At 68.9% G+C, this 26,235-nt stretch carries 34 protein-coding genes and 1 CRISPR repeat array; of the genes, 20 read left to right on the plus strand and 14 right to left on the minus strand.

Annotated features, from left to right (window positions below):
* The first annotated feature begins 93 nt into the window (after positions 1 to 93).
* Positions 94 to 1,828: a CRISPR direct-repeat array (repeat unit 29 nt; unit sequence GTGCTCCCCGCGCACGCGGGGATGGTCCC).
* A gap of 197 nt (positions 1,829 to 2,025) precedes the next feature.
* Together ACWENQ_RS43525 and ACWENQ_RS43530 are read right to left on the minus strand one after the other, a co-directional pair.
* Complete coding sequence (locus tag ACWENQ_RS43525; RefSeq protein ID WP_452419468.1) at positions 2,026 to 3,060, minus strand: hypothetical protein; 1,035 nt, start codon at positions 3,058 to 3,060, stop codon at positions 2,026 to 2,028.
* Positions 3,061 to 3,150: 90 nt separating this feature from the next.
* On the minus strand, positions 3,151 to 3,648 hold the full coding sequence (locus ACWENQ_RS43530) for a hypothetical protein (RefSeq protein WP_452419469.1): 498 nt from the start codon (positions 3,646 to 3,648) through the stop codon (positions 3,151 to 3,153).
* Between the two features lie 224 nt (positions 3,649 to 3,872).
* Between ACWENQ_RS43530 and ACWENQ_RS43535 the strand changes: the two genes are divergently transcribed.
* From ACWENQ_RS43535 to ACWENQ_RS43560, 6 genes are all read left to right on the plus strand, one after another.
* Complete coding sequence (locus ACWENQ_RS43535) at positions 3,873 to 4,058, plus strand: hypothetical protein (protein ID WP_452419470.1); 186 nt, start codon at positions 3,873 to 3,875, stop codon at positions 4,056 to 4,058.
* A complete protein-coding gene (locus ACWENQ_RS43540) occupies positions 4,059 to 4,274 on the plus strand; it encodes a hypothetical protein (RefSeq protein WP_452419471.1) in 216 nt (71 codons plus the stop codon). It abuts the gene before it with no gap.
* Between the two features lie 188 nt (positions 4,275 to 4,462).
* Positions 4,463 to 4,651 carry a hypothetical protein gene (locus tag ACWENQ_RS43545; protein WP_452419472.1) on the plus strand — a complete coding sequence of 63 codons (189 nt, stop codon included), beginning with the start codon at positions 4,463 to 4,465 and terminating at the stop codon, positions 4,649 to 4,651.
* A 31-nt stretch (positions 4,652 to 4,682) separates the two neighbouring features.
* Entirely contained in the window at positions 4,683 to 5,033 is a 351-nt protein-coding gene (locus ACWENQ_RS43550; protein WP_452419473.1) for a hypothetical protein, read from the plus strand.
* Between the two features lie 26 nt (positions 5,034 to 5,059).
* Positions 5,060 to 6,133, plus strand: a complete 1,074-nt coding sequence (locus ACWENQ_RS43555; RefSeq protein WP_452419474.1) for a hypothetical protein — start codon at positions 5,060 to 5,062, stop codon at positions 6,131 to 6,133.
* Positions 6,134 to 6,189: 56 nt separating this feature from the next.
* A protein-coding gene (locus ACWENQ_RS43560; protein WP_452419475.1) for an IS630 family transposase occupies positions 6,190 to 7,258 on the plus strand; the annotation gives its coding sequence in 2 pieces (ribosomal slippage) (positions 6,190 to 6,405 and positions 6,407 to 7,258; 1,068 coding nt in all).
* Between the two features lie 155 nt (positions 7,259 to 7,413).
* Here the strand turns inward: ACWENQ_RS43560 and ACWENQ_RS43565 are convergent.
* Positions 7,414 to 7,773: a hypothetical protein gene (locus tag ACWENQ_RS43565; RefSeq protein WP_452419476.1), complete on the minus strand. Its 360-nt coding sequence runs from the start codon at positions 7,771 to 7,773 to the stop codon at positions 7,414 to 7,416.
* 21 nt (positions 7,774 to 7,794) lie between these two features.
* Positions 7,795 to 8,580, minus strand: a complete 786-nt coding sequence (locus ACWENQ_RS43570; RefSeq protein WP_379575548.1) for an SDR family oxidoreductase — start codon at positions 8,578 to 8,580, stop codon at positions 7,795 to 7,797.
* A 107-nt stretch (positions 8,581 to 8,687) separates the two neighbouring features.
* Between ACWENQ_RS43570 and ACWENQ_RS43575 the strand changes: the two genes are divergently transcribed.
* The 4 genes from ACWENQ_RS43575 (at position 8,688) to ACWENQ_RS43590 (ending at position 12,299) form a co-directional block, all read left to right on the plus strand.
* Complete coding sequence (locus ACWENQ_RS43575) at positions 8,688 to 9,197, plus strand: winged helix-turn-helix transcriptional regulator (RefSeq protein WP_452419477.1); 510 nt, start codon at positions 8,688 to 8,690, stop codon at positions 9,195 to 9,197.
* Between the two features lie 885 nt (positions 9,198 to 10,082).
* Complete coding sequence (locus tag ACWENQ_RS43580) at positions 10,083 to 10,301, plus strand: hypothetical protein (RefSeq protein WP_452419478.1); 219 nt, start codon at positions 10,083 to 10,085, stop codon at positions 10,299 to 10,301.
* Between the two features lie 739 nt (positions 10,302 to 11,040).
* Positions 11,041 to 11,697, plus strand: coding sequence for a C39 family peptidase (locus tag ACWENQ_RS43585; RefSeq protein ID WP_449929863.1), 657 nt, complete (start codon positions 11,041 to 11,043; stop codon positions 11,695 to 11,697).
* Between the two features lie 17 nt (positions 11,698 to 11,714).
* Positions 11,715 to 12,299: a hypothetical protein gene (locus ACWENQ_RS43590; RefSeq protein WP_449929865.1), complete on the plus strand. Its 585-nt coding sequence runs from the start codon at positions 11,715 to 11,717 to the stop codon at positions 12,297 to 12,299.
* A gap of 59 nt (positions 12,300 to 12,358) precedes the next feature.
* On the opposite strand, the gene ACWENQ_RS43595 is transcribed toward ACWENQ_RS43590, so the two are convergent.
* The 3 genes from ACWENQ_RS43595 to ACWENQ_RS43605 all read right to left on the minus strand — a co-directional run bounded on the left by ACWENQ_RS43595 (position 12,359) and on the right by ACWENQ_RS43605 (position 13,776).
* On the minus strand, positions 12,359 to 12,637 hold the full coding sequence (locus ACWENQ_RS43595; protein WP_452419516.1) for a hemopexin repeat-containing protein: 279 nt from the start codon (positions 12,635 to 12,637) through the stop codon (positions 12,359 to 12,361).
* Entirely contained in the window at positions 12,535 to 13,161 is a 627-nt protein-coding gene (locus ACWENQ_RS43600; RefSeq protein WP_449929867.1) for an SRPBCC domain-containing protein, read from the minus strand. The genes ACWENQ_RS43595 and ACWENQ_RS43600 overlap by 103 nt, the downstream gene beginning before the upstream one ends.
* Positions 13,162 to 13,260: 99 nt before the next feature.
* Positions 13,261 to 13,776: a DUF3237 domain-containing protein gene (locus tag ACWENQ_RS43605; protein ID WP_449929960.1), complete on the minus strand. Its 516-nt coding sequence runs from the start codon at positions 13,774 to 13,776 to the stop codon at positions 13,261 to 13,263.
* Between the two features lie 246 nt (positions 13,777 to 14,022).
* Here ACWENQ_RS43605 and ACWENQ_RS43610 point away from each other — a divergent pair, with 246 nt between their 5' ends.
* Together ACWENQ_RS43610 and ACWENQ_RS43615 are read left to right on the plus strand one after the other, a co-directional pair.
* On the plus strand, positions 14,023 to 14,391 hold the full coding sequence (locus tag ACWENQ_RS43610) for a TniB family NTP-binding protein (RefSeq protein WP_449929962.1): 369 nt from the start codon (positions 14,023 to 14,025) through the stop codon (positions 14,389 to 14,391).
* The gene (locus tag ACWENQ_RS43615) at positions 14,388 to 14,558 is read left to right on the plus strand and encodes a hypothetical protein (RefSeq protein ID WP_449929869.1); all 171 of its coding nucleotides are present in this window, start codon (positions 14,388 to 14,390) and stop codon (positions 14,556 to 14,558) included. Before ACWENQ_RS43610 ends, ACWENQ_RS43615 begins: the two co-directional genes overlap by 4 nt.
* 199 nt (positions 14,559 to 14,757) lie before the next feature.
* Here the strand turns inward: ACWENQ_RS43615 and ACWENQ_RS43620 are convergent, their stop codons facing one another.
* Positions 14,758 to 15,030: a hypothetical protein gene (locus ACWENQ_RS43620; protein WP_449929871.1), complete on the minus strand. Its 273-nt coding sequence runs from the start codon at positions 15,028 to 15,030 to the stop codon at positions 14,758 to 14,760.
* A gap of 108 nt (positions 15,031 to 15,138) precedes the next feature.
* On the opposite strand from ACWENQ_RS43620, the gene ACWENQ_RS43625 reads away from it, so the two are divergent.
* From ACWENQ_RS43625 to ACWENQ_RS43640, 4 genes are all read left to right on the plus strand, one after another.
* On the plus strand, positions 15,139 to 16,371 hold the full coding sequence (locus ACWENQ_RS43625) for a sensor histidine kinase (protein ID WP_449929873.1): 1,233 nt from the start codon (positions 15,139 to 15,141) through the stop codon (positions 16,369 to 16,371).
* Positions 16,359 to 16,997 (plus strand): response regulator transcription factor, encoded by a 639-nt coding sequence (locus tag ACWENQ_RS43630; protein ID WP_449929875.1) that lies wholly within the window; start codon positions 16,359 to 16,361, stop codon positions 16,995 to 16,997. Before ACWENQ_RS43625 ends, ACWENQ_RS43630 begins: the two co-directional genes overlap by 13 nt.
* A 168-nt stretch (positions 16,998 to 17,165) precedes the next feature.
* Positions 17,166 to 18,518 carry an erythromycin esterase family protein gene (locus ACWENQ_RS43635; protein ID WP_452419479.1) on the plus strand — a complete coding sequence of 451 codons (1,353 nt, stop codon included), beginning with the start codon at positions 17,166 to 17,168 and terminating at the stop codon, positions 18,516 to 18,518.
* 148 nt (positions 18,519 to 18,666) lie between these two features.
* A complete protein-coding gene (locus tag ACWENQ_RS43640) occupies positions 18,667 to 18,864 on the plus strand; it encodes a hypothetical protein (RefSeq protein WP_452419480.1) in 198 nt (65 codons plus the stop codon).
* 587 nt (positions 18,865 to 19,451) lie between these two features.
* On the opposite strand, the gene ACWENQ_RS43645 is transcribed toward ACWENQ_RS43640, so the two are convergent.
* Positions 19,452 to 19,748, minus strand: coding sequence for a putative quinol monooxygenase (locus tag ACWENQ_RS43645; protein WP_452419481.1), 297 nt, complete (start codon positions 19,746 to 19,748; stop codon positions 19,452 to 19,454).
* 14 nt (positions 19,749 to 19,762) lie between these two features.
* On the minus strand, positions 19,763 to 20,803 hold the full coding sequence (locus ACWENQ_RS43650) for an aldo/keto reductase (protein ID WP_452419482.1): 1,041 nt from the start codon (positions 20,801 to 20,803) through the stop codon (positions 19,763 to 19,765).
* A gap of 149 nt (positions 20,804 to 20,952) precedes the next feature.
* Between ACWENQ_RS43650 and ACWENQ_RS43655 the strand changes: the two genes are divergently transcribed.
* Entirely contained in the window at positions 20,953 to 21,837 is an 885-nt protein-coding gene (locus ACWENQ_RS43655; RefSeq protein WP_452419483.1) for a helix-turn-helix transcriptional regulator, read from the plus strand.
* On the opposite strand, the gene ACWENQ_RS43660 is transcribed toward ACWENQ_RS43655, so the two are convergent.
* The 4 genes from ACWENQ_RS43660 to ACWENQ_RS43675 all read right to left on the minus strand — a co-directional run bounded on the left by ACWENQ_RS43660 (position 21,810) and on the right by ACWENQ_RS43675 (position 23,683).
* Positions 21,810 to 22,415, minus strand: a complete 606-nt coding sequence (locus ACWENQ_RS43660; protein WP_452419484.1) for a hypothetical protein — start codon at positions 22,413 to 22,415, stop codon at positions 21,810 to 21,812. The two genes, ACWENQ_RS43655 and ACWENQ_RS43660, sit on opposite strands and share 28 nt — an antisense overlap.
* Entirely contained in the window at positions 22,412 to 22,705 is a 294-nt protein-coding gene (locus tag ACWENQ_RS43665) for a hypothetical protein (RefSeq protein ID WP_452419485.1), read from the minus strand. The genes ACWENQ_RS43660 and ACWENQ_RS43665 overlap by 4 nt, the downstream gene beginning before the upstream one ends.
* Before the next feature lie 4 nt (positions 22,706 to 22,709).
* Complete coding sequence (locus tag ACWENQ_RS43670) at positions 22,710 to 23,081, minus strand: DUF2267 domain-containing protein (RefSeq protein WP_449929887.1); 372 nt, start codon at positions 23,079 to 23,081, stop codon at positions 22,710 to 22,712.
* A 182-nt stretch (positions 23,082 to 23,263) separates the two neighbouring features.
* Positions 23,264 to 23,683, minus strand: coding sequence for a hypothetical protein (locus ACWENQ_RS43675; protein WP_452419486.1), 420 nt, complete (start codon positions 23,681 to 23,683; stop codon positions 23,264 to 23,266).
* Positions 23,684 to 23,709: 26 nt separating this feature from the next.
* On the opposite strand from ACWENQ_RS43675, the gene ACWENQ_RS43680 reads away from it, so the two are divergent.
* From ACWENQ_RS43680 to ACWENQ_RS43690, 3 genes are all read left to right on the plus strand, one after another.
* Positions 23,710 to 24,399 carry a hypothetical protein gene (locus ACWENQ_RS43680; protein WP_452419487.1) on the plus strand — a complete coding sequence of 230 codons (690 nt, stop codon included), beginning with the start codon at positions 23,710 to 23,712 and terminating at the stop codon, positions 24,397 to 24,399.
* A gap of 64 nt (positions 24,400 to 24,463) precedes the next feature.
* Positions 24,464 to 25,576 carry a sensor histidine kinase gene (locus ACWENQ_RS43685; RefSeq protein WP_452419488.1) on the plus strand — a complete coding sequence of 371 codons (1,113 nt, stop codon included), beginning with the start codon at positions 24,464 to 24,466 and terminating at the stop codon, positions 25,574 to 25,576.
* A gap of 19 nt (positions 25,577 to 25,595) precedes the next feature.
* Positions 25,596 to 26,207, plus strand: coding sequence for a response regulator transcription factor (locus ACWENQ_RS43690; protein ID WP_449929895.1), 612 nt, complete (start codon positions 25,596 to 25,598; stop codon positions 26,205 to 26,207).
* The last annotated feature ends 28 nt before the right edge of the window (positions 26,208 to 26,235 follow it).

The following is a 26,235-nucleotide window of genomic DNA, read 5'->3' on the forward strand; positions in this document are numbered from 1 at the left end:
CGCTACGACAAACGCGCCTACATGTTCCTGGGAACCGTCACGGTCGCAGCCTTGGTCATCTGGCTCCGCACGTGATCCAGGAAACAGCTCCTAGTGCTCCCCGCGCACGCGGGGATGGTCCCGTGATGACCTGGCGGGTGTAGGACCGGACCCGGTGCTCCCCGCGCACGCGGGGATGGTCCCGTCTGCGCGGTGATAGTGACCGCGGACTCCAAGTGCTCCCCGCGCACGCGGGGATGGTCCCCCAGTCGAGTACGAGTAGACGCGGCCCGCCAGGTGCTCCCCGCGCACGCGGGGATGGTCCCGCAGGATGACGGCTCGGATCTCGAGCTCAGCGGTGCTCCCCGCGCACGCGGGGATGGTCCCAGATCACTGACCGACTCCGGGCCGGCATCGTCGTGCTCCCCGCGCACGCGGGGATGGTCCCACGGTGCCGTGGTCGGCGCGGACTGAGTTCTTGTGCTCCCCGCGCACGCGGGGATGGTCCCGCGCGGGACAAACGGTTGTCCGTGGTCAGGCAGTGCTCCCCGCGCACGCGGGGATGGTCCCGAGCCGGACACCGCCACCCAAGGCGGCAACATGTGCTCCCCGCGCACGCGGGGATGGTCCCCGTCAGCAAGCAGAGCAAAGCCCTCTCCCTCCGTGCTCCCCGCGCACGCGGGGATGGTCCCGACTCACCCTCGGGCAGGCTCCAGGGCAGGTAGTGCTCCCCGCGCACGCGGGGATGGTCCCCTTTCGGGTTGCGGCCTTCACCGGCTTCTTGTGTGCTCCCCGCGCACGCGGGGATGGTCCCTTCGCCGTAGCATCCTCGAGACCGCCCACGACGTGCTCCCCGCGCACGCGGGGATGGTCCCGGCCACACCATCGCCACCCGGCAGGCCAAGAAGTGCTCCCCGCGCACGCGGGGATGGTCCCCAGCCATCGACCTGGGGGCAGGCTTGGTGTCGTGCTCCCCGCGCACGCGGGGATGGTCCCCCGGGCACGACGCTGCGGCGCATCGAGACCCTGTGCTCCCCGCGCACGCGGGGATGGTCCCTGCACCGACCCGGGGTGGAGCAGGATGGCGTCGTGCTCCCCGCGCACGCGGGGATGGTCCCAGCGGGATCAGCGGCAGCCACGCCTGCGTCAGGTGCTCCCCGCGCACGCGGGGATGGTCCCCACTCCCATGTGCCCCTTGGGCCCGCCTCGCTGTGCTCCCCGCGCACGCGGGGATGGTCCCGCGAAAGCGGCCCTCCTTCGTCACCCGGAGAGGTGCTCCCCGCGCACGCGGGGATGGTCCCGTCTACGACCGCGACCCTCACGGAGACGGCAAGTGCTCCCCGCGCACGCGGGGATGGTCCCGGGACGAAGAAGGCCGAGCAGGCAGACCGGACGTGCTCCCCGCGCACGCGGGGATGGTCCCGACCTCCGCACCGGCACCTACGTCCGCACCGGGTGCTCCCCGCGCACGCGGGGATGGTCCCGCCCGGCACCTCAGAAAGATGCGCGGCTGGTCGTGCTCCCCGCGCACGCGGGGATGGTCCCAACCAGAAGGCGCTCCGCCCCGAGGACCGCGCGTGCTCCCCGCGCACGCGGGGATGGTCCCGCTTGGGGAGCGAGACGGGTAGCAGCCGAGCCGTGGTCCCCGCGCACGAGGGGATGGTCCCTACTACAAATCGGCCCCATGGGTGGCCAACGAGTGCTCCCCGCGCACGCGGGGATGGCCCCTTCGCGCCCACGCCTATGGGTTCGTGCCGATGTGCTTCCCGCGCACGCGGGGATGGTCCCGGAACACGGTGGTGTGCTCGCGCATCCGCTCCGTGCTCCCCGCGCACGCGGGGATGGGTCCACGACTAAGAGGTCACGATGACCGCGAAGCGCTGTGCTCCTCGCGCAGCGGGGGGATCGAGCCTGCGCCCTTAGCGGGGTCAGGGCTTTTCGTCTCGGTAAGGCCGGCTTCGCTGTACATGGAACAGGACGGACGCCTTATCTGTGGCGGCGCGTGGCATCGCATTCCTCCGGGCGTGGGCGAATATTCGAGTGGAATCAGCGAGGAGCCGAGGAGAACTGACGCTTGGTTGTGATCAGCTCTTCGAGGAACGCGCGTACAGGCGGCTGTGTCTTCCATCTCCTCAGCGACTCCGCGAGGACTTCGAAGCGTGGCAACCAGATGGCTGATTCGGTCTCCCGGATGATCGCTAGACCATCCTTGGCTGCCTTTGCGGCTTCAGCGATGGAACCGTGGACGATGTGCGCTGTAGCGATGTCGCCAAGGATGATCCCGGCCCTCTTGCGATCAACTTCGGGCAGACGTGCGATGATCGCATGCGCCAGTTCCTCCGCCTCCTCCAACCTGCCGATCCTGGAATAGGTGGCGATGCGGAAGGAGTCGAACCGATCCTGATCGAGGAATCTGGTCCATACTCGATCTTCTTCGGGGTCTGCGACGTTGAAGGCCTCCGTGGCGTGTGTCCATGATCGGAGGGCGTTCTCTTTGTCTCCTAGTGCGGCGCTTTCTTCTGCATGCCTTGCCGCGAGCCACGTCGTCGTGCCGGGAGAGATTGATTTGGGCAGGAGTTCGAGAGCGCTGCCCAAGAGCGCGCGCGCCCGTCCATGAGCGCCTTTGGCGCTTGGGATGTAGCTGCGGTAGCCGTAAGTGCAGGCAATGATGCTTGGATCGTTGACCTCTTTGGCAGCCTTTTCGGCGGTGTCATAGAAGTTGCGGGCGGTGGACGGACTACCGAGGTCGCTCGCCATCCAGCCAGCCAGAACACTGCTTTCGCCCACGATGGTGATGAGTCGGTTGCGCAGCTCGTCCTTCGGGTCGTGAACTGTTCCGTTCAGGATGATTCCGAGCTCGCGAAGATGGGCAGCGAGGCCTTTGAAAATCGCATTGGCAGGCAGCATTTCCTCTAGGCGAGGGAAGCCGGCTGATCGTGCTTCCATTTCGCGCACGATAGCTTCGTCGATTGCGTGCGGTCTGGTGAGCGCGAACGAAACGCGTTCCCAGACCTCGCTCTGCGCGATGGTCGTTGCCGCCCCAAGGCGCGCGACCATACCCAGGAGTTCGCGGCGCTTCAAAGCCTCGAGCCGTCAGCGCTCATCGAGAGCGTTCGTTCCCACGGCTCTGCCGGGGCTTTTACATTCTGCGGTATCCGCTGAACCCGAGCGTCAGTCAAAAGGCGTTAGTGTCACGATCGCAAAGGTATCTGACTTGGCTTCATTTGCCCTAAGTGTGCTGGCTATCTGTGGTTCCGAATCCACATTGTAGTCCTTAAGTGCCTGGAGCGGCTCTATAGATAGATCCGTCTGCTTCCATTTGGCAGACTCCATAGAAACCAGATCGTCGGAGTCGTACTTAATCTTCCATCCACGCTGTCGCAGCCGTTCCTTTGCCGCGCCAATTGCCTCGCGAAAAGACGAGGCTCCGATATCGATTATCAAAACCTCAATAGCCTGATCGGCGTTTTCATACCTGAGTACTTGCGTGGTCTCTGCGACCACCGCGCCGATGCTGCGCGCTTCGCCGACGGCGGCCGGGTCGGCCTTTAGCTCGCGAACAGCCCACGCGACGTTGCAGCCCGAAAGCAGGGGGAGGGCAAGTAGGGCAACGAGCACGCGCTTGACCTGCGGAGCTATCCGATTCTGGTCGGCGACTGGGGGGAGCACCGCAGAGACACCTCATTCACTACCGGATACATCTCGGACGCCTGGCCCTACGTAGTAGAGATGCTCGCGTCGCCGACGCGCCTTGCGATCGACAGGCATTTATATCACCACACGATAGTTCTGATCTCGTCGCATGATCTCACCTCGTGATGGGGCTACCCCTTTCGCCGAACCTACCTTCGCATTCCCAAGGTTCCCCAACGGCGGAAGGGAGTGATCTCCAGATGGTCAAGCTGACGCGACCGCGCCTGATCGCCACCACGCGAACGCTCGTGGAGCTCCTGGACAACTGCGCCGACGCCCTCACCAGCGAATTGGCCGCAACCGTTGTCTTGGTCGCGATCATCGGTCTACAGGTCGTGGCCGACCTCCTGGAGAACCTCCCAGACGCACATGTGGAGGTGATCTAGATGGATGTGACCCTCTTCGTAGTGATCGTGGCGGTGCTGCTGACCGCTTGCCTGCTCGCGGTATTCATCACGCTGATCATCAGCATTCGCGCCGAGGACCGCCGCATGAGCCTCGCCGATCCACCTCGTACTTCCGCGGAGGCGATCTCCCGCCGTCTGCTCGGTGCGCACACGCATCACTGCCCTGAGGCCGACGCCTACGACGAGAGGAGGTGAATGGCATGCGCGCTCTGACCCCCTACCACCAGCGTTGCTCCTGCGGTGCCATCCGTGACCCCGGTACCGCTCGCTGTCGAAAGTGCCGCGCCCGCGCTCGCTGGCACCGCCGGAAGGCTCACCACGACGGCATCTGAGGCGACGCCCACTGTCCGCCATTCCCCGCGACGTCAGAGGAGGTGAGATTCATGACCGTATCGATCCCGCTCGTTCTGCTCCTGGGCGCTGTCGTCCTCGTCGCATGGCGCTATCTCGGTCTGCGTGTATGGCAGGCGATCGTCTGCGTGGTGTGCGGCTTCCTGTTGGCAGCCACATCCCTTGCTCCGGACATCCGTCGCGTGATCAGCGCCGTCGTGCGTTGGCTCTCCGGCGCCTGACTTTGTCCCCGATCTAAGGAGGAGATGCCTAGTGCCCCATCATCACCCCTATCTCGACCGTGATCTTCAGGAGGTCTCCGACCGCAACCGCAACGCCCGCGAACTCATTCGCGCCTTCGCCTCCACCACGCTGACTCTCGTCGACATCTGGACGCACATCACTGACGCGCTGGACGACACTCCCAGCCTGGTCAACGACGTGATGAGGCTCCGCTCCCAGATCGCCAGGCTCCGACTCCTCCAGGCCAATCTCATCGCCGCAGGAAACGCCACTCTGTCGGCGCACGCCGATGGCGAGGACGACCCGCTGTTTTATCTCCGCGACGAGCTTTCCCAGCATGCCCGCACCGTCCTTCCTGCTAAGGCGGGTGATGACGGGTGACGAGGCGTCGCGCATCCCGCCACCGCATGCGGCGCAACGCCCGCCGCATGCGCCGTGACGGCATCGAACCCATGATGCTGCTCACTGAGGATCTCGAATTCGCGCCGATGGTCATCACGACCATCTTTCGCGCGACCTGGCGTTTCCGCTCCGAGTTGGCTCCGCTCGTGGTCGTGCTGCTGGCGTTCGCCGGCGGTGCGGTCTTGCACGCCGAGTTCCCGGAGTGGTGGCCGACCGTGCTGATCCTTGCCGGAGGTATCGCGTGGGCGGTGGCCATGTTCGGCAGATGGATCAACCTCAGTCGGGGCATCGAACGCGGGTACGCCGCCGCTGTGGTGCTGCTGGCCGGCGGATGGATGGTCGCCGCCACGGTGCTGGGACCGCTCACGCCGCCTCTCCCTGCGGTGCTGGGTGTTGGCGGTATGCTGGCTGCCTTGCCCTGGTGGGCACACCGCCGGCGACGGGCCAAGGTGCGGGTCGAGCGCACCTTGGCGGCCTGGCCGGACATCTCCCAAGCGGTCGGGCTGCACGGTTCACGTGTTCAGTCAGCCGTCGTCGATCTCTGGGGCTATCGCGCCCGCATCGCTCTGGCGCGTGGGCAGACGGTGGAGGATGCCGTTGGCAAGCTTCCGGCGCTGGAGTCGGCTCTTGGCACCCGGCGCGGCGCGGGACGTATCCAGCCCGTTGCCGAGCGCGCCAACCGGTGTGAGCTACGGGTGATCGAGACCGACCCGCATGCCGACGCGATCACCTGGCCGGGGCCATCGGTGTCCTCGATCACTCAACCGGTGAGGCTTGGTCTCTTCGAGGACGGCAGTCCGGTACGCGTGTTCTTGCTGCGCCGTCACGCGCTGGTCGGCGGTGTGGCGGGGGCAGGCAAGAGCGGCGGTGTGAACGTCCTCTTGGGCGAGCTGTCCGCCTGCTCGGACGTGATCATCTGGGGAATCGATCTCAAGCGCGGGATGGAACTCCTCCCTTGGGCGTCTTGTCTCGATCGCCTGGCCACCACGCCGCAGGAGGCCGAACAGCTCCTTCATGACGCGGTGCTGGTTCTTGACGGCCGCGCCGAAGATCTGGGAGCGGCTGCTAGAGATCTTTAACGGTGCGGGTTACGTCCGGTCGTGACGGGTGTCGTGGGCCGCGCTATGCCGGAAGAATGAGGTATCCCGATGGCGGTGGATTGACGGCCGTGGAACGGGCTCGGCGTGAGCAAGTCCGGCTCGCAGCCGCTGACCTGATCGAAGCCGGGGCCAGTGACCGGGAGGTCGCCCGGCGGTTCAGAGTGACCCGGAGGTCGGCGAATCGCTGGCGACGGGCATTGGCTTTAGGCGGTCGGCAGGCCTTGGCCTCCAGGGGCCCCGGCGGCGCCCAGTTGCAAGCTCGATCCGGGACAACTCCGCGTTCTGGAGACCGTGCTGGATGCCGGACCGGTCGCGTCCGGCTGGAGTGACCAGTGCTGGACGCTGGTCCGGATCGCCGAGATCGTGCTCCGCCGGTTCGGCGTCGAGTACACCCTGGCCGGGCTCTACCTGCTGCTGCACCGCATCGGCTGGAGTGTGCGGGTGCCCTCCCGCAAGGCCACCGAGCGGGACGAGGCGAAGATCGCCGCCTGGAAGGACGAGCAGTGGCCCCTCATAAAAAAGAAAGCGGCGGACTTGGGCGCCTGGCTCTGCTTCGAGGACGAGGCCGGCCAGGGCCTGAGGCCGCCCAAGGGTCGCACCTGGGGCCGACGGGGCCACACCCCGGTGGTGCGGGTTACGGCCGCAGGCACCAAACGCGTCTCCATGGCAGCGCTGATCTGCACCAAGGCCGGCCGCAGATCACGGCTGATCTACCGCATCCACCTCGACCGCGGTCCCGCTAAAGGCCGTCGCAAGGGCTTCACCGAGACCGACTACGCCCACCTGCTGGATGCCGCGCACCAGCAGCTCGGCGGCGCCATCGTCCTGGTCTGGGACAACTTGAACACGCACGTCAGCCGCGCCATGCACGAGCTGATCGCCGCCCGATTATGGCTGACCGTCTATCAGCTGCCGCCGTACGCTCCCGAGCTCAACCCCGTCGAGGGCGTGTGGTCGCACCTGAAGAGGTCGCTGGCCAACCTCACGAAACACAGCCTCGAGCAGCTCACCGCGCTGGTGAAGACACGGCTCAAACGCATGCAGTACCGCTCCCGCCTCCTCCAGGGTCTCATCGCCAAGACCGGGCTCGACCTCCAACTGTGACTGAGCACCGTACTTGGATCTGACCGCGCTTCGGTGCCTCCTACGCCGGGGCACGTACCTGGGGGCACCTGCACCAGGCGGAGGCTTCATGAAAGCGCGGCCAAGCCGCCGGACGGAAGGGCTCATCCGAGTGCGGGATCGAGACGCCCAGGCGATCAGGTCTCGATGACCAGACGCTCGATCAGGTCGTCGCGGAGGGCGAACTGATAGCGCAGGTCGACACTGCCTCCAGGGAAGTTGCCTTCGAGGTGGTGTGTGGCGACGTAGTGGGTCGGATCAGTCTGCTGCGCATCGGTGAGCTCGATGGTGTAGGTGAATTCGGTGGCGGAGCGGTTCAGCCACTGTTCGATTGCCGTGGCGCCCTGGTACGTCCTGCCATCGTCGGTCACGGTGGCGTCGCTGGTGAAGGCGGTGACTGCGGTGGCGGTGTCGTGGTCTTTGTGGGCCCTCAGGTAGCGTGTGATCGTCTCGGGCAAGTCGCTCGGGGCGATGGTGTGGGGCTGATGGCTCGGCACGACGGTCCTCTTAACTGGGGCTCAGACGGTGGGGGTGGTGCCGCCATCGATGACGTGTTCGGCGCCGACGATGGCCGAGGCGCGGTCGGAGACGAGGAAAGCGACGAGTTCAGCAACTTCCTCCGGTCGGTTGGGGCGGCCGAGGGGAATGCCGCCGAGCGAGTCCATGAGCCGCCCCAGGGCGGCTTCCTGCGTGACGCCGGCCTCCTGGGCGATCCGGGCGACCAGGTTGTCGGCGGCGGTGGTCTGGATGAAGCCCGGAGAAACGGTGTTGACACGGATACCATGTGGGGCGACCTCGTTGGCCAGGCCCTTGCTGTAGGTGGTCAGCGCCGCTTTGGCTGCTGCGTAGGCCAGGGTGCCGTTCCACAGTGGCATGCGGCGCTGGATCGAGGTGACGTGCAGGATCACGCCCTTGCCGCTCGCGATCATGCCAGGCAAAAGGCCGCGGTCCAGGCGGACGGCGGCCAGCAGGTTCACGTTGAGCTCCTTTGCCCAGTCCTCCTCGCCGAGCGCCGCGAATCCGCCGGCCGGCGCCTCGGAGCCGCCGAGTGTGTGGACCAGGACGTCGACACCTTCCAGGCGTGCTCCCACTTCGGCGATCACCCGGTCGGCCCCTTCGGCGGTCGACAGGTCGGCGGCGATGAAGGTCTTATCCTCGACCTTGTCGGGGCGGCTGCGGGCGGTGACAAGCACGTCGGCGCCTGCCTCGGCGAGCCGCCGGGCGATGGCGGCTCCAGTGCCCTTGGTGCCGCCGGTGACCAGGGCGCGGCGGCCTTCGAGTGATTCGTTGATGGGGCTGGTCATGGTGTCTTCCGATCCCTGGTGCGCACATACGGTGCGACGCTCGGTTACTGCTAAAGTAGAAGCTACTGACTTCGACTTTAGCAGTAACCGAAGGGATGGTAACCGTGGTGAGCCGCATCAGGCTGGAGGACCGGGAGTGCCCGCTGTCCACGACGGTGGAGCATGTCGGCGAGTGGTGGACGCTGCTGATCCTCCACGACGCCTTCGATGGCTACACCCGCTTCGATCAGTTCCATGAGAACTTGGGCATCTCCTCGAGCATGCTCTCGGCCCGCCTGAAGTCCCTCGTGACGGACGGATTGCTGGAGCGTCGGCCTTACCAGACCAACCCGGTCCGCCGCGAGTACGTGCTGACCGACCTCGGGCGCTCCCTGCGCCCGGTAATCGTCGCCCTGGCCGCGTGGGGCAATTCCCGGCTGGAGCCGCACGAACGCAGCATGATTCTCGTCGACGCGGAAAGCGGCGAGGAGGTCGAGCCCGTGGTCGTTGACGCCAGGACCGGCCGCCGACTCGACGACAGCCATGCCTACGTCTTCGCAGCGGGTCCTGCGGCCAGCGACGCCATGCGCAACCGCTACGCCCACGGGCGACCAGCGGTCCCAACGGCGGGTACGTAGGCGGGCCACGGACCGCTCGCCCGCATCCCGAGCCATCGCACAGCCTGTATCCGCCCGGGCCGAGATCCGGGTATGCCGCGCGCCGTGCTCGTCACGCAACCGCGGTCAGGACCAGGTAGAACGCTCAGTCACGCCAACCGCTTTAACGTCAGCCGTTAAAGATCTCTAGACAAGGTGCACCAGACCTCTGCTGAGCTCGAGCCCTGATACGGCCGCCCGCGTGGACGGCCGATGAGGAGCTCGAGTTCACGCTCGAATGCCACTGGCCCACCACGTACAACACCGCGTCCAGCGAGGAGGACATGCTGCGGCTGCGCCGCGCGCAGCGGGGCGTGATGCGCCGCGACGACACCACGGCCGCCGACGTGGCACGGCTGACCTCGGCGCCGCGCATGGCCTGCCACAAGGACCAGCCGGACACCGCCCACCCCTTCCGCCTGTGCGCCGGCTGGCTGGCCGTGGTCGGACCGGAGCACATCGGTGTCCGGATGAGCCTGCTGCACGGACGGCTGCCCGGCGGCGCCGTCGATCCGGACCGGCGCGACTGGCCGCCGCTGCACGCCTCGTGCACGAGCTGCTCGCCCGCCGCGATGCCCAGCTGGCCGCCAGTCCGGCCCGGCGTGACACAGGGGGCGGCACTCGAGCAGCCGAGCGGCCCCACACCGCCCAGGACAACAGATGATCAGCCGATCCGGGCCACCGCCGACCTCGGCGTCATGTCCGCCGCGGCGCCGACGGGTCCGGCGAGCGGCGATGTGATCGAGCCGACCGCGGTACATGCCCCCGGCAGCGCTCCGGAAGCTGGGGACGGCCCCTGCGGATCCGACCACCCGCCGGACCGTCAACCTCCAGCCAGCATCGGGACTGGCACCGCCGGCGCCGCTGGTGGCCAGCGTCGGCGACATCGCCGGACTGCGGCCGTGCCGGGCCCGGCACGACGGCGGCGAGGTACCCGGCGCCGACGTCGACCTCGTCGACGCCATGGACCGGCTCACCTGGAACGTGGTGGCCGCCTGGCTGGCCGACTCCCCGCCGGCCAGCACCCGGCAGACCCGGCTGCAGGTGCTGACCGCGTTCCTGCGCTGGCTGCTGGGGTGCCGGTAAGAAACGTGTCATGAGCCCCAAATGAGCGTGATCCGGACCTCGCCGCCGCCTGAGAACGACCTCGTTCAGGGAGAACCGGGTCGTGGACCCAGGTCGTATCCGGTGGGCCGGGGTCGTCGAGCAGGCTCGTCTGGTCATCACCACCTACGAGGGCGGGGCGAGGCTGCGCCAGAGCCTCGCCGTCGCCGGCGGCCCCTGCCGAGCCACCGGGCGCGCAGGTCGCGACCGGCTGGCCCGAGCACCGCGGCGACCTCGAGGACGCGTCTCGACGTTATCGCCTGGCCGACGCTGTCACACATGCTGCGCCGGTGGCCGGATGAGGCCACGGGACGGCGATGTTCACGGCAGTCCTCTTTCGAGGCTGATGGGGCGGGAGGGGCAGAGCCGATGCGATCTCCCCGTGCGACCAGGCCGAGGCTTGGGCGCTTTCGACCCGGACCTCGCGGTTCGCGCCAAGGAGACAAGTCCGTGCGGGGGCGCTGCTGGTCGCGGCCGAGCGGAAGCCGAGACGTAATGAGCGGCCCGCAATTGAAATGTGAGTCCCACTCTGTTTGTTTCGGTCCAGCCTGACGGATTGTGACTCTTGTGAGCGCAGTTGTGGCTCTCTAACGTCAGCGGCGTGGGCCCTCCCGGGCCCCGGTCAGGAGGCGCAACGGTGGGGCTTCTACGAGAAGACGGCGGCGACGTAACCGGCCTAGTGAAGGGATGACGTCGCGTGTCACAACCAGACGAGAGCGTAATGGTCAAGAGTCTCGGCTCGACATACTGGCGCTGGCGTCAATACCAGGAAAAAACACTCTGGTGTTGGAACGCGACGACGATCAGCATCGCGAACTTCTACGCCAATGCGCAGGTTTGGACCCAGTGCGGATTCGCCGCCGCAGTCCTCAACCGGGACGACTCCAGGCTCGCCGACCAGCGACCGTTCCGCTGCTGCCCGGATGGCGAGTTACGCGGGGACTGCAACCAGGGCTGGTGGCCGGATTTCGGGCCGCTACAGCAAGCCGGGGTCCAGGTCCCCGTTGCCGACGGTGACAGATATTCCGTCGACGCGACGTGGGTGGGCAACAGGTGGGTGGAGGTCAGAAGGCTCAGGGAGCTGACGAAGAACGAGGTCAAAGCGGAGATAGACGCCGGACGCCCAGTCATGATGAACATCGGCTGGGGTGGCGGCCTCTCCGGCCACATCGTCAACATCTGGGGGTACAGCTACCGCCCGCAGACCGGTGAGCTGGTGCACGTATGGGTGCATGACCCGTGGGAGGACACGGGCGGGGTATACGCGGGCATGGAGGACTCTCCCATCATGTGGATCGCATGGGAGACGCTCTTCGGCGGTTACCCGGGCGGCGCGAACGGCACCTGGAACCGGACCTTCAAGACTCGCCGAAACTAGCCTCAGGGAGCTTTGCAATGCCGTTGAACATGCCTGAACCGCCGGGACGGATCCGGGACGAAACACGCTCCCAGCTCGGCCTAATCGCCAGAGCCGGCGGAGAGGGCCCGAAACTGCTGGGCGAGATCGCCCCGGATGACGTGGAGGTGTCCACCCCACACCGGGTGTTCGCCCTGCTCGTCCGAGACATCGAGGCCGGCGGCGGCCTGGAAACGGCGCAGCCGGTGGGCTGGCGATTCCTGCTGGAGTCCGGCGGCAATGTGCTCGCCGGCGCAGAAGTCTCCGAGACGCCGGAACGCACCTTCCCGCCAACGTTCTACAGAAGCTCATCCGTTGGAGCCACCGCGACCGCGGTCAGAGCCGCACGAGCCCTGCCGCAGCTCCAACTGGCCGGGTTCGATCTCCGACTCCTGCGGATCCCCGAGCTCTACCAGGTTGCCCTGTGGTTGCACTCACCCAACACCGATCTGCTCATACCGCTGGCACCCTCCCCGATCGGGCGCGAGGGCCAGGTCACACCACCACCGGTGTTCTTCCGGGAACTCGCCGCCCGTGCCCAGGAGTACAGAGCCCGCCAGCCCCGCGACCGGGAGCCGACCTAACGCCATACGCTCGACTTTCGGGCCTACGCTGTCGTGCCAGCGTGCCGGGCGCCTCTCGCTCAGACCGTGAGGTCCTGTGCGAGAGGCGGGTGAGCGGTGGCCGGGCCGGGCCAGAAGCTCTGCTTGCGGACGCGCATGTAGCGGTCGCGCTTGAAGACGCAGAACACGGTGAAGGCGCCGACAAGGCCGGGAACCAGGCAGGCGGCCGACAGGCCGGAGTCGAAGGTGGTGTCCTTCAGGTCGGGGAAGGCGACGGAAATGTCCCAGGGGCCGCCGTGGAGCACCGTTTCGTTGCGGACGTCGTAGCGGATGACCTGGTCGCCCTTGAACAGGTAGATGTCGCTGAAGCTGCCGGCGACCGGACAGACCGCTTCGATGTCGCTGGTGAAGATGGTGCCGCGCAGACCGGGCCACTCCGTGGCGATATCGTTGACGCCGCCGTGTTCCTCCTCGTCGGTGTCGTAGCGGACGTACCGGCTGCGCCGGTTCGCGGGCTGGTGGCCTGGTCGATGCCAGGGTCACCCGTGATCCGCTGGCGTGCGACGAAGACATCCGGCTCGAAGTACTCGATGAATACCGCATTGGTCGTCACCCGGGTAGTGGGATCGTTGTCACGGACCTTGACGTGGTGGTGACGTCCGCCGAGCCGCAGATCGGACGTGACCGTATCCGGCTCCACGTGCGAACCGGGACTGCCGCGCCACTGCGCCATCTCCTCTGGAGCCGTCCAGGCGCGGAACACCTCCGGCCGCGGGTAGTCGTACTGCCTCTCCGTCACACCTTGGTGTCGCCTCCGGACATGCCCCTTCCTGGCGGCGACACGGGCAGTATGAGCCGGATCCGGCCGTCCAGGCGCATGCATTCCGAGCGTCGCCGCAGCTTCTGCCCCCTGAGCTCCGGAGCGAGCCGGCGGTCACGGACGGACACCGACAGGGCGGCCGTTCCGCTGCCGCAGGGCGGGCTAGAGCACCTCGTACATGCGGATCGCGACGACGTCCTCGCTCTCGCCTTCGGGGCGGGCGAGTCCGACGAACACGGTCTCGGCGAGCCATCGGTGGGCGGCGGCGTCGGTACGGAAGACGGGCGAGGTCCGGTAGTAGAGGCCGGCGTGCGTCACCTGGAGGCCCTCGTCGTGCTGGTCCGGGCTTTCCGGACCAGGCCGGTAGTAGCCGCGGTTGACGATGTCGATGACCGCGCCGTCGTCGGCCTGGATCAGGTAGCGCGCGTCCAGCTCGCACACCTCGCCGCGGGTGCTGTGCCAGTCACCGCCTCCGGGGAGCACCGTGCCGCGCAGCCGCGGGCCGGTGACGGTTCCGCCGACGATCGGGGTGAACTCGGTGCGTTCCCCGTCGCCGTGGCCAATGTGCAGCGTCGGCGCGATCTGGGCCCGAATCTCGAAGGCGAAGGCAAGCGACGGCGCGAGACACGGTGGAGACTCCCCGGCGTGTTGGACGTGCGAATGAGCACCCCAGGGTATTCACAGCCGCCGGACGCCCCCTCGCCGCACCCCCGGGGCGATGTGCGGTGCGCCCCGCGGTCACTGGCCAGCTGGAACCTCGCAGGCAGGCCGATCCTCCGCGCGAGATCGACGAGGTGCTGCGCATCTTGCCGACCTCGTGACAGCTGGCCGACACACCAGGGGTGATACGCGGTGCGGTCCGGCCAGCGAACGTGTGTGAGCCGTACTGGCATCCACTCCGCGGGGCACTGACATCAGCTGAAGATCCCGCTGGTGGGAGTCGGCGCCCGGGACGCCTACCTGGCGATCCGATCGGACGATCAGCTGGAGAACCGGCTTGAGCCGTTCGTCCTGCCGCGATGGCAGACCGATGAGGAGGCACGGTCACTGCTGGCCAGCTTCGCCGCGGCGTTCCCGCTGCGCTCGCCGTCGCCGATCGCCACACCGGAGATGGCCGAACACCTCATCACCCGCAGTGAAGGCACGATCGGTGAGCTGACCGCGCTGCTGACCAGCGCGGCCGCCGCGGCGATCACCTGCGGCGAGGAAGCCGTCAACGACCGGACCCTGCTGCTGGTCGGCTCCAGCGGACCGAGCGAGCGGCGGAGGCTGTTCGAGCGCGAGCTGGCGTGATCGACCTGACGCTGCGGCGGTGGCCGATGCATCCGGCACCCGCCCCGGGAGAGGCACTGACCTCCTGGCTGGAGCGCCTGGCGGGGTGCTACGAGATACAGGTCTCCTGTCTGCTCCGGCACGGTCTCGGCGTGGGCCCGCGGGTGCTCCAGGACTCGGCGTTGTGAGCTGGGGAGACGTCGCTCATCGCGTTATCGCGCAGCCCTGGGCCGGACTCATCCCCGAACACCTGGACCGAAACCCGGCCCCCAGTGAGGATCGGCTACACACTGCGACCTGCGGGAACGCCCCTGCCCTTCCTTCGGTGATAGCTATCCGAGCAGTGGGCCTACTTCTTGGTGACGCCGGTGAGGGTGACGACGTGGTTCATGCCTTGCGCCTGCTCACGTGGTGCACGATGAGGGCGGCGATGCACGCGACGGCGACGCCGCCCGAGGCCAGGCCGAGCGGCCAGGCGCGGCCGATGCTGTTGGCGATCAGGTTGACGACCGCGCTGGCCATCAGGACGAGCCAGAGCAGGGCGCGCAGCGCGAGAGCGCCTTTGCTCAGCGCGTGCTTGCGCGCTGCGTGCCGGGAGGTGGTGGGCCGCGGCGTGGCGCGGTCGGAGTCAGGGCTGGAGATGCGATAGGGGTCGGTCATGGCCAGAACCCTAGAAACGGGCCCGATCTGCGGAAATCCCGCACGCTGCCGAGCCGTGGTACAGCGGGCTGGAGCAAGATGTGTCCCCTTTCACCTACCATGGCGCCCGTGTTGCGGGGAATCCTTGAAAGTCTGGAACGGCTGGCCGGAGGGCTGGGCACCGCGTTCATGGCCGTCGTCGTCGCGCTGTGCTGGCTGGTGGTGGCCGCGTTGAGCCTGGTCGGGGTCGGGCTGGCGCTGGTGCCGGCGATGATCGCGATGACCAGGGGCGCGGCCGAGTGGGAACGCAGGCGCCTGGCCGGCGCGGGTGTCGAGATCGTCAGCCCGTACCAGATGTCTGCCGAGCAGTTGCCCCGAGGCTGGGCTGCCAGGATGCGGGCGGCCCGTGCCGACCCGGCGACCTGGCGCGATCTGGGCTGGCTGGTCCTCTACGCCGTGGTGGGCCCGGCCTGCGGCCTGATCGGGCTGCTCATGCCGGTGGCGGCGCTGCGGGAAGTCACCTACCCGGTCTACTGGCAGTTTCTGGCGCGCGAGGATCAGCTCACCAACTTCGCCGTCCCGGTCACCACCTGGCCGGGCGCGATCGCCACCTCGGTGATCGGCCTGGCCGTCGTGGTCGCCCTGATCCGCCTCTTCCCTGCGCTGGCGCGCCTGCAGGCGCTGCCCGCCAGGAAACTGCTGGTCCCGCACGCCTCGATCGACTTGTCGCAACGCATCGCGCAGCTGACCGTGACCCGCGCGGGGGCGCTGCGCGCGCACGCCGTCGAACTGCGCCGGATCGAGCGGGCCCTGCACGACGGCGCGCAGAACCGGCTGAACGCGGTCGTGGTCACGGTGGCCGCGGCCGAGCGTGCTCTGCAGCGCGATCCCGCCCGGGCCGCGCACGCCCTGGAGCGTGCCAGGAGCGCGGCCGAGCAGGCGTTGGCGGAGCTGCGCGGCGTGGTGCGCGCGATCTTGCCGCCGATCCTGGAGGACAAGGGGCTGGCCGGCGCGCTGGACGCGCTGGCCGCCGGATGCTCGGTGCCCTGCCGGGTGCGGGTGGGTGAGCTCGCCGTGGTGCCGTTGTCGGTGGAGAGCGCCGCCTACTTCACCGTGGCCGAGGCGCTGACCAACGTGGGCAAACACAGCGGCGCCCAGCACGCGGAGGTCCTCGTCGAACGTGTCGGCCCGGTGCTGCGCGTCCAGGTGCGTGACGACGGCAAGGGCGGTGCCCGCGATGACGCGGGCACCGGGCTGGCCGGCGTCCGCCGCCGCGTCGAGGCCCATGACGGAACAATGACGCTGACCAGCCCCGATGGGGGGCCGACTGTGATCGAGGTGGAACTGCCGTGCGAGTCGTGATCGCTGAGGATGACGCGCTGCTGCGCGAGGGCCTGGTGCTGTTGCTGAGCGGGGAGGGCATCGAGGTGGCCGCGGCCGCGAGCGACCCCGAGGGGTTTCTGGCCGCGGTCGAAGAGCACCGGCCCGATGTGGCGGTGGTGGATGTGCGCATGCCGCCCACCCACACGGACGAGGGCATCCGGGCGGCCGTGGCGGCCAAGCGCCTGCAGCCGGGCCTGGGGGTCCTGGTGCTGTCGGCGCACGTCGAGCAGGCGTTCGCGACCGACCTGCTGGCCGACGGCACGCACGGGGTCGGCTATCTGCTCAAGGAGCGGGTCGGCAAGGTCGAGCAGTTCCTGGAGGCGCTGAACCGGGTCGCCGGTGGCGGCACCGCCATCGACCCGGACGTGGTGGCCCAGCTGTTCACCCGCCGCCGCGACCCCCTGGAGGAGTTCACCCCGCGTGAACGTGAGGTGCTCGCGCTGATGGCCGAAGGACTGGGCAACCTGGCCATCGCCGACAAGATGGTGATCACCGAGGGGGCGGTGCACAAGCACATCCGCAACATCTTCGCCAAGCTCGGCCTGGCTCCCAGCGACCGTATGGACCGCAGGGTCGCCGCCGTGCTGCGCTACCTCGGCGCCTGAAGCGGCCTCTGCCACCCGGCCTCAGGGAAACGGCCTTGTGAGCTGGACCGCGGGCGGCGTGCGGTAGCCAGCACCACCATCGACCGGCCAGCGGGCGGGATCGAAACCGCCCGCGCCGCTCCCTACGTTGGTGATTGCTTCATCCGACACCCAACGTAAGGATCTGTCTTGTCGAGCAACACTCTGCGTCGTACCGTGCCGGTCACCCTGGCGCTGGCGGCCTGTCTGACGAGCCTGAGCGCTCCGGCGTTCGCCACCCCCGCCCCCGCCGGCGTCTCCACGGCGGCCGTCGGCGCCGGCCAGGAGCGGGTGGTGGCGGACCTTGAGCGCAACGCCCAGGAACTGCGCGGCACCGTCCCGAGCGGTCAGTCCCGCGACCTGCGGGCGTTGTCGGCGATGACCAAGGGCGCCACCATCGTGGGGATCGGCGAGGTCACGCACGGCTCGAAGGAGCTGTTCACGCTGCGGCACCGGATGTTCCGGCACCTGGCGCAAACCCAGGGCTTCACCACGCTGGCGCTGGAGGCGACATGGTCGGCCGGCGTCCGCCTGGACGCGTACGTGCGCACCGGCAAGGGCGACCTGCGCACGATCATGGCCGAGGAGTTCCAGCAGTCCTACGGCGCGTGGAAGACCCAGGAATGGATGGACCTGTATGAGTGGATGCGCGACTACAACCGCACCGCCTCACGCAAGCTGCGCGTGATGGGATTCGACATCGGCGACGTCCACCCCGAGCAGTACCGGCGCATCCTCGCCTGGGCCGAGAAGCACGAGCCTTCGCTGGAGCCCGAACTGCGTCGCCGCTACGCGGGCCTGCTCGCCCTGCCCGCCGGGGTGGCCGAACGGATGAACGCCCTGGCCACACTGCCGGCCGAGCAGCGCGCCGCCCTGGCCGGCGACGCTCAGGCCGCCTACCGCCTGCTGGACGACAGCGGAAAGGTGAGCCCGACGGTCCTGCAGGAGGCCCGCGTCATCGTCCAGATGACCACCATGTACGCACTGGACGGGTCGGCCCTGCACCGTCACCGTGACCGGGCCATGGCCGAGAACACCGTGTGGTGGCAGCGCCACACCGGCACCAAGACCGTGGCGGCCGCGCACAACGGGCACATCGGCTACGTCTCGGCCTGGCCCCACCAGTACCCGGTCACCCAGGGCGCCGTCCTGCGCTCCCTGGCCGGCACCTCCTATGTGGCGATCGGCACCACCATCCACAGCGGCCGCTTCCGCGCCATCGACCCCAAGACCGGCCAGGTCGCCGTCTTCGACACCGGCGCCCCCGTCCCGGACAGCAGCGAGGCCGTCCTGGACCGGGTACGCTACCGCGACTACTACGTGGACCTGCGCCGCGCCGGCCGTACCCCGTCCACCCGAGCGTGGCTGGACACCGCCCGTCCGACCTTCACCATCCCGGCCACCTACGTGCCCGAGCAGTTCAACCGGCCGCTGGCCCTGGGAGCGGCCTTCGACGTGATCGTGCACCTCAACCGGGTCGAGGCAGCCACCCCGCTGCCCTAACCCTCCTTCCTGCGGGCTGGCCGGCCGATGGTGGTGCGGTAGCCAGCACCATCGGCCGGCGAGCCCGCGGGATCGAACCGCGCCCCCGCCCATCCCTACGTTGGTGATCACTTCACCCAACACCAACACAAGGAAATACGCGTGAACGATGAGGGCGCTGCTGACGGTCGCGACCGCGACGGCAGGCCTGGCCCTGCCCGCCACCGGCCCCGCGCAGGCGGCCAATGGCGCGCTCGGCCGCTTCCACCAGCAGACAGTCGCTTGGCAGCCGTGCGCCGACCAGAGCCTGGCCGAGGCCGTCGCCGAGATCACCGGCATCCTCGCCCCGCCGCGCCGTACCCACTGAGATCCGGCCGCCCCGAAAACCAATTAGCGCCCCTCCACCGCGAAGCGCGGAGATCGAGGCGCGTCAGATCAGTGAACTGGACTTCGGGAATCAGTGCAGAGGACTACGGGAATCGAGACAGGGGAGTGCTCGTCACACCCCGGATCCTCTCAGAAAACGGTCTCCGGAGTTATTGAAGACCGGAGGTTGTTGAAGCGAGTTTTTGAAGATCTCCGCCCCAGGTCGTCACCTCACCAATGTGTCGATTTCCGAAGTCGGCTGGACAGATGTCCAAAGTCCTGTGCACACACCGGTCCGTCGTCAGCGATGCACAGGGCGGGCTGTCTCTTTTGATCGGTTGCGATAGGCGCGTTGCTGGCAGGCTCGGGAGCAGTAGCCGGGGGGCCGTCTGGTGGCAGATGCTGCACCGCGGGGTTTCGTCACACCGCTGGGGGTGTTCTCGAGTTTCCCTGACCTGGGACGACGAAGTGAGTTACAGATCGCTTCCCACAGACGGGTGATCGTTTCCCGCTGCCGATCAGCTGTGCAGACGGCTTGCCGGAACAGGCCGTCGCCGGGCACGGGATGCGTGCCCGGCGGTGGCTCGTTCATACGGTCGGGGCTTCGACCAACGTCCGAATGGTCAGGGGTTCGGCGAGGATCTGGTCGAGTACCTGCTGAGCGTGGTGGAGGTGGGGGGTGGTGAAGTGTTCGTCGAGGGCTTGCCGGTTGGCCCATTGCTCGACGACCACCATGCGGGCGGGGTTGTTGGGATCGGTGTAGGGCTGGTAGGCCATGCAGCCGGGTTCGTCCAGGGATGGTTCGATCATGGCCTCCAGCGCTGTGCGGAGCCGGTCGTGTTGCCCGGGTGCGGCGAGGAACTCAGCGATGACGACGAGAGACATGGCCCCGGTCTCCTTCATGCGTGGCGGGCGGGGCCGCTGCCCGCGCCGGAGACCGTGATCGCGGTGGCGATCTCCTCGATGTCGGCAGAGGTCAGCTCGAACGATCCCGCGCCGATCCAGCCGTCCACCTGGGCGGTCTTGCGTGCGCCGACGATGGCTCCGGTGATGCCGGGCCAGGCGAGCACCCAGGCGATGGCCACTTCGGCCACGGTACGGCCATGGCGTTCGGCGATCGGCCACAGCGCCTCGGCGAGCTGGAGGTTGGCGGTCAGGCCGGTCGTGAAGTCGGCGTGCGCGGTCCGCCAGTCCTCGGCGGGCAGGCCGGCCACGCGCTCGGCGGAGAAGGCCCCGGTGAGGAGGCCGGACTGAAGCGGCGAATAGGTGATCACGCCGGTCTCATGCGCGCGTGCCCAGGCGATCTCGGCCGCGGACGATCGGTTGATCGCCGAGAACGGGGGCTGGATGACGTCGACATGGGCGATCTGCTCGGCGGCTTCGAGCAGGTCGGGCGCGTGATTGGACAGCCCGATCGCCCGGACCTTGCCCTCGGCCTTCAAATCGGCCATGACCTGCCAGTACTCCTCCAGCGGCGTGGCGTTGGGCGACACCGCCCCGAAACCGCCACCGGCGTACTCCAGCGACTCGCCGGTGTCGGGGTAGTGCACCTGGTACAGGTCGATGTGGTCGACGCCCAGCCGCCGCAGCGAGTCCTCGAGTTCGCGACGGACGCTGGCGGGCTTCATGATCCGCCGAGGTGCGGCCGACGGGTTGTCGGGGTCCCAGACCAGGCCGACCTTGGTGAAGATGTACGGGCGGTCGGCTTGGGGCAGGTCGGCGATAGCTTTGCCGACCAGTTCCTCCGAGTGGCCCAGGCCGTACACCGCGGCGGTGTCGATCCAGTTGACGCCCGCGTCCAGCGCGTGGCGGATCGCGGCGACCGACTCGGCGTCGTCGGTGGCGCCCCAGCTGAAGGTCCAGCCCGAGCCCGACACGGCCCACGAACCAAAGCCCAATCGGGTGATCTCCATGCCGGTACGGCCAAGTAGGACAGTCATGAGTGATGCGCTCCTGTGAATCGGAAAGCCGGAACCGTTCCGGTGGGTTCCCACCCTCGGCGTTTCACGGCGGCTCAGACAGTGCCCAGCACTGCATAGGCACACCCTGACCAGGATCACTTGGGTCTCGGCCGGTGATACTAGGAGGCATGGTCTTGGATCGACGCGCCGAGCTGGGGGAGTTCCTCCGATCCCGTCGGGCCCGGCTCCGGCCCGAGGAGCTCGGCCTGTCCTCCTACGGGGCGCGGCGCCGGGTCCCTGGACTGCGCCGCGAGGAACTGGCCCAACTGGCCGGAGTCAGCGTCGACCACTACATCCGGCTGGAGCAGGGACGCACCCTGCATTTCTCAGTGGAGGTCCTCGACGCGGTAGCCCGTGCGTTGCGACTCGATCCGGCCGAACGCGCGCACCTGCACCGGCTGGCCCGCCCTGCGCCCGCCGCGCCCCCCGAGACCGCGGACGACCGCCCGCCCCTGCGGCCGAGCATTCGCCGGTTGCTGGCCTCGATCGACAACGCCCCTGCCTACCTGGTCGACCGCAACACCAACGTGCTGGCCTGGAACCGACTGGCGGCAGCATTGATCACCGACTTCGGCGCCATCCCCGCCGCAGAGCGCAACATGGCCCGGCTGGTGTTCCTGGACGAGGGCGTGCGCAACCTGTTCGCCGACTGGCGGGCGCGGGCCCGCGACGTCGCGGGCTTCCTCCGGATGGACGCCGCCCACCGACCGGTCCCCCCGTCCACCCAGACCCTGATCGACGAGCTTTCCAGCGTCAGCGCCGAGTTCCGTGAAATCTGGGCTGAGCATGAGGTGAGGGACAAAAGACACGGGCACTACCGGTATCGGCATCCGCTGGTCGGCGAGATCGAGCTCACCTACGAGACCCTGCGGTTGCCGGACGACCCCGGATTGGCCCTGATCGTGCACACCGCCGAGGAAGGATCACCCGCCCAAACAGCGCTCCAGCTTCTTGCCGTCTGGGCCGGGCAGGGCGAAGAAGAAGGTCACAGATCGGGGTCCGGTGGCTCGTGATCGGTCGGGGTGGGCGTGAGGAGGTCCGCGCACGGCTCGCACACCGAGACGCGGACCGGGTAGACGAGCCCGGCACGGGCGGGCTGGAGGGTGACCAGGGTCTGCTCGGTGTGCAGGCACACCTCGGCAGTGTCGGGGTGCAGGGTGACGGAGACGAACGTCTCCTGCGGTGCGGTCGTTGCCGTGCGAGGCGCCTGGAGGTCCGGGAGCTCTTCGACCTGGACGTCCGGGTTGGCCTCGTGCGCGGTGGCCTCGGCGGCCAGGGCGCGCCGGTCATCGGGCAGCCAAGCGCAGTCATCGCCGCAATCGCACGCTTCGACCACGGCGGCGGCGAGCGCGAACCGCACGCAGGCCGCCTGGTACAGGCCCGTGAGCTCCAGCGTCTGAGCGTCCAGGACCGTCCGGTAGCGTGCGAGCGCAGCGTCGTAGGCGTCGGCGGCCTTGTTCGGCCGTACCGCGATCCGGGCCGATTCCCGCTCGGCAGGCACGGGAACCTGGTTGGCGGCGAACGTCAGCCGGTCGTGCTCGGCCAGTGTCTCGGCGAGCTGCCCACGCAGCGCTGTGCACGCATTTCTCATCGCGGCCAGGCCGGCGTCGACCTCGGCTGGCCAGGCGGCCGCTCCATCGGGGTGGGGGCGTTCACCGCGGGGTAGAGGCGGGCGTACGCCTGCCACTGCTCGGCGTGGTGGCAGGTGCCGGCGTCGGTCAGCCGCAGCAGGTACGGGCCCTTTGAGTAGTCCTCGGTGCGCTCGGCGGCGACGTACGGGGGTTCCCGCTCGGTGAGCCGCTCCCACGCGGGCTGCCTCGTGCACGTCCACGGCGCAACCTCCGCCCGGCGCCGTGCGCTGAACCCCTCTGCGGAGGGCATGTCGTCAGATTGGCTGTGGGCGGCCGAACAGCAGGTCGTAGCCGGGCGGGAGCTGCAGCAGGATCCGCTTCATCAGGTCCTCGCCCGCGGTGTCGGCCACGACGCTGAGGACGGCGCTGACGTCCCACGTCGCGGTCTTCTCCGTGGCGCCCTCGATCCAGGCCGCGGTCGCCCGGACGAACCGCTCGGGCGTCAGCGGCTCGTAGGCCGGCAGGGGGTTGAGCAGGACCAGCGCCAGCGTCTCGGGGAGCCAGGCGGCCAGCTCATTGCGCACCTCGCCCACCAGGTGCGCGCCCAGCAGGGCCAGGACGACGCGGGAGGCCTGCTCCGCCTCCTCCCGCGAGGGATATTCGCCGCGCTCCTGGATCGCGGACAAGAACGCCTCCCACCGCATCCGCATGATGCCCCTTCCGATCCGACGGCCGCCGCAGCGGCGGGCCTGGCACGCGGGACGGGAGCCCCCATCCTCGGTTCCGGCCCGTCACGGCTGACCGGCACAAGCCCGCACAGTAACGCCGAGCCATCCCCAGGTCCGATACGTCCCCTCACCGGTGACCGCTAACCGCTACCGACCGCATCACCCTGTCCACCGCGGCCGGCGACGTCATCCGCCGGGCCTGCGCCGACCTGGAATTTGGTGCCGCGGTCGTCCTGGACACCGAGACCACCGGCCTGGACGGCGTCGGCATCGAGCGCGCGGTCATCGACGCTGCTACCGGTCACGTCCTGCTCCACCCCGACGGGGTCGGCGTCGAGAACGGCGCACGAGCCGTGCACGGCATCGGTGATCTGCTGGCCGCGCCGCGCTGGGAACAGGTGCTGCCGGACTTCCTCGACGCCGTCGTCGGCCGCCGGAGGATCAGCCGGGTTCGGAATCAGTCGCGGTCCGGAAATCACAGTGGCAAGGTCTCGGGCACCGGTCTGGAAGAGGCCCTGCTCCAGCTCACCTTGGCCAAGCGCTGACCTACTGACATCCACCAGAGGAGTGCGTAATGTTCAGCTTCGTGAGGTTTGAGATCTTCCGGGCTCTCCGGAATATCCGATACCTGCTCCTGCTCGTGGTCATGCCCGTCGGGCTCTACCTGATCTACGGCAGGACCTCCGACTCGGCGTTCGCCATGGTCGCCATGGCCGTCTACGCCGCCGCGGGCGGAGGGCTGATCGGTTCCGGAGGCGGGGTCGCGGAGGATCGGATGCGCGGCTGGCTGCGGCAGCTCAAGGTCACGCCGCTGGCCGATCGGCACTGGCTGGCGCGAAAGATCGTGCAGGGCATGCTGATGATCGTCCCGGGAGTGGCGGGGGTCGAGGTCGCCGCTGTGACCGTCGGCGGGGTTCACCTGGCCGCCGGGCAATGGGCGGCGTTGCTCGGCCAGCTCGTGCTCGGCTCGCTGCCCTTCGCGCTCCTCGGTCTCAGCCTCGCCCTCACGCTCAAGGGCAAGACGGCGCAGATCGGGCTGGCGGTGATCTTCTTCGCCCTGGCCGCGCTGGGCGGCGTCATCGGCTCGGGTACGCTGCCCGCCGCGCTGGCCGCGATCCAGCACTACCTGCCCACCTACAGCCTGGTCCAGGCCGGATACGCGATCATCGGCGGGCACGGTCCGCAGGCCGGCGGCCTGGCCGTCCTGGCTGGCTGGGCCATCGCCGCCGCGGCGGCCACGCTGGTCCAGTGGCGGCGGGAGTCCCATGCCCGGTGAACGTCGCCGACGCGGAGGTCCCTGACGCGATGAGCCGTACGCGATGGCCGGGGCAGGCGGCCCGATGAGCCTGCGCAGGTGGTGGCGTCCCCGGCGAGCCCTGCTCGCCGGGGCTTTCGACGTGCGGTCGCTGCTGATGATCGGCGCCACCGCGTGGGCGCTGTTCTACCACTTCGCCCAGCACACCGCGCTCTGGAGCCGCGTCCTGGCCGCCGGGTGGGCACTCGGCGTCGTCGTGCTGGGCGGGCTGGTCGCGGTACGCCCCACACGCGAGCGCTATCTCGTGCTCGTCGCGGCGTGCCTGACGCTGGAGGCGTGGGCGGGCTGGCACTGGATCGTGGTGGCCACCTGGGCGACCAGGCAGGCCGGCCGGGATCTGCGGATCAAGGAGGCGGCCGGGATCAGCCTGGCGGGCATGGCACTGGCCCTGGTCCACGGCGACGATCCGGTCGCGGCCAGCGCGCTGGGCGCGTTCGTCCTGCTGCCAGGCATCTTCGCCGCGCAGAGCAGGCGGACCGCCGACCTCATCGAGGAACTGCGGGAGACGCGGCGCGAGCTGGCCAGGATGGCCGTGGTGGAGGAGCGCAACCGCATCGCAAGAGACCTGCACGACCTGGTGGGCCACAGCCTGTCGGTGGTGGCGGTGAAGACCGAACTGGCCAGAAGGCTGGTCCCGCTCGACGCCGGGCGCGCCGACGCCGAACTGGCCGACGTCGACTCCGTGGTACGCCGCGCGCTGGCCGAGGTGCGCCAGGCCGTGACGAACTACAAGCAGCCGACGCTGGCCGCCGAGATCTCGGGAGCGGTCTCGGCCGCCCGCTCGGCCGGGATCGAGTGCACGGTGTCCGTACCGGACAGCTGGGACCTGCCGGTGCCCGTCGAAGGGCTGCTGGCCTGGGCCGTACGCGAGGCCGTCACCAACGTCCTGCGGCACAGCCGGGCCCGGACCTGCGCGATCACGCTGACGCTGGAGCCGCGCCGGGCCGCCGTCGAGGTCCGCGACGACGGCGCGGGACCCACTCGGACGGCCCCCGGCGACGGCGGCCGTCCGGCGGCCGGCAACGGCCTGGCCGGGCTGTCGGAGCGGGCCGCCGCCCTCGACGGCGAGCTCAGCGTCGGCCGGCGGCCGGAAGGCGGCTTCCGGCTCCGTGTCGCCGTCCCCCTGGAGGCATCATGACGATCCCCTGGAGGGCATCATGACGATCAGAGTGCTGCTCGCCGAGGACCAGACGATGTTCCGCGGCGCCATGGCGACCCTGCTGGGGCTGGAGCCGGACATCGAGGTCGTCGCCGACGTCGGCCGCGGTGACGAGGTGGTGGGCGCCTGCGAGGCGTTTCGGCCCGATCTCGCGCTGCTGGACATCGAGATGCCCGGCATCGACGGCCTGGAGGCGGCCCGGCGGCTGGCGCAGGCCGTGCCCGAGACCAAGGTCGTCATCGTGACCACGTTCGGCCGTACCGGCTACCTGCACGCCGCGCTGGCCGCAGGCGCCGCCGGCTTCCTGCTGAAGGACGCGCCCATCACCGAGCTCGCCGATGCCATCCGCAAGGTCGCGGCCGGGCAGCGGGTGATCGACCCGTCCCTGGCGATCGCCGCGTTGAGCGAGGGCGCCTCGCCGCTGACTCCCCGGGAGACCGAGATCCTGGCCGCCGCCCGCGGGCACGGCACGATCGCCGACATCGCCCGCGACCTGTACCTGTCGCCCGGCACCGTACGAAACCACCTGTCCGCCGCGATCCAGAAGCTCGGCGCCAGGACCAGGACGGAGGCGGTGGAGATCGCCGAGCGGAAGGGCTGGCTGGTATGACGATCGTCACGGTTGAGGTCACGACGGC

The sequence above is a fragment of the Nonomuraea sp. NPDC004354 genome, from assembly GCF_053602555.1.

Excerpts from the sequence above, each read along its gene's own strand:
- ACWENQ_RS43585 (WP_449929863.1), top strand. The coding sequence starts at position 11,041 with ATGGTCAAGAGTCTCGGCTCGACATACTGGCGCTGGCGTCAATACCAG.
- ACWENQ_RS43640 (WP_452419480.1), top strand. The coding sequence starts at position 18,667 with ATGAGGGCGCTGCTGACGGTCGCGACCGCGACGGCAGGCCTGGCCCTG.
- ACWENQ_RS43690 (WP_449929895.1), top strand. The coding sequence starts at position 25,596 with ATGACGATCAGAGTGCTGCTCGCCGAGGACCAGACGATGTTCCGCGGC.
- ACWENQ_RS43650 (WP_452419482.1), bottom strand. The coding sequence starts at position 20,803 with ATGACTGTCCTACTTGGCCGTACCGGCATGGAGATCACCCGATTGGGC.
- ACWENQ_RS43570 (WP_379575548.1), bottom strand. The coding sequence starts at position 8,580 with ATGACCAGCCCCATCAACGAATCACTCGAAGGCCGCCGCGCCCTGGTC.
- ACWENQ_RS43665 (WP_452419485.1), bottom strand. The coding sequence starts at position 22,705 with ATGCCCTCCGCAGAGGGGTTCAGCGCACGGCGCCGGGCGGAGGTTGCG.
- ACWENQ_RS43685 (WP_452419488.1), top strand. The coding sequence starts at position 24,464 with ATGAGCCTGCGCAGGTGGTGGCGTCCCCGGCGAGCCCTGCTCGCCGGG.
- ACWENQ_RS43600 (WP_449929867.1), bottom strand. The coding sequence starts at position 13,161 with ATGCATGCGCCTGGACGGCCGGATCCGGCTCATACTGCCCGTGTCGCC.
- ACWENQ_RS43555 (WP_452419474.1), top strand. The coding sequence starts at position 5,060 with ATGCGGCGCAACGCCCGCCGCATGCGCCGTGACGGCATCGAACCCATG.
- ACWENQ_RS43645 (WP_452419481.1), bottom strand. The coding sequence starts at position 19,748 with ATGTCTCTCGTCGTCATCGCTGAGTTCCTCGCCGCACCCGGGCAACAC.
- ACWENQ_RS43655 (WP_452419483.1), top strand. The coding sequence starts at position 20,953 with ATGGTCTTGGATCGACGCGCCGAGCTGGGGGAGTTCCTCCGATCCCGT.
- ACWENQ_RS43660 (WP_452419484.1), bottom strand. The coding sequence starts at position 22,415 with ATGAGAAATGCGTGCACAGCGCTGCGTGGGCAGCTCGCCGAGACACTG.
- ACWENQ_RS43590 (WP_449929865.1), top strand. The coding sequence starts at position 11,715 with ATGCCGTTGAACATGCCTGAACCGCCGGGACGGATCCGGGACGAAACA.
- ACWENQ_RS43540 (WP_452419471.1), top strand. The coding sequence starts at position 4,059 with ATGGATGTGACCCTCTTCGTAGTGATCGTGGCGGTGCTGCTGACCGCT.
- ACWENQ_RS43620 (WP_449929871.1), bottom strand. The coding sequence starts at position 15,030 with ATGACCGACCCCTATCGCATCTCCAGCCCTGACTCCGACCGCGCCACG.
- ACWENQ_RS43545 (WP_452419472.1), top strand. The coding sequence starts at position 4,463 with ATGACCGTATCGATCCCGCTCGTTCTGCTCCTGGGCGCTGTCGTCCTC.
- ACWENQ_RS43535 (WP_452419470.1), top strand. The coding sequence starts at position 3,873 with ATGGTCAAGCTGACGCGACCGCGCCTGATCGCCACCACGCGAACGCTC.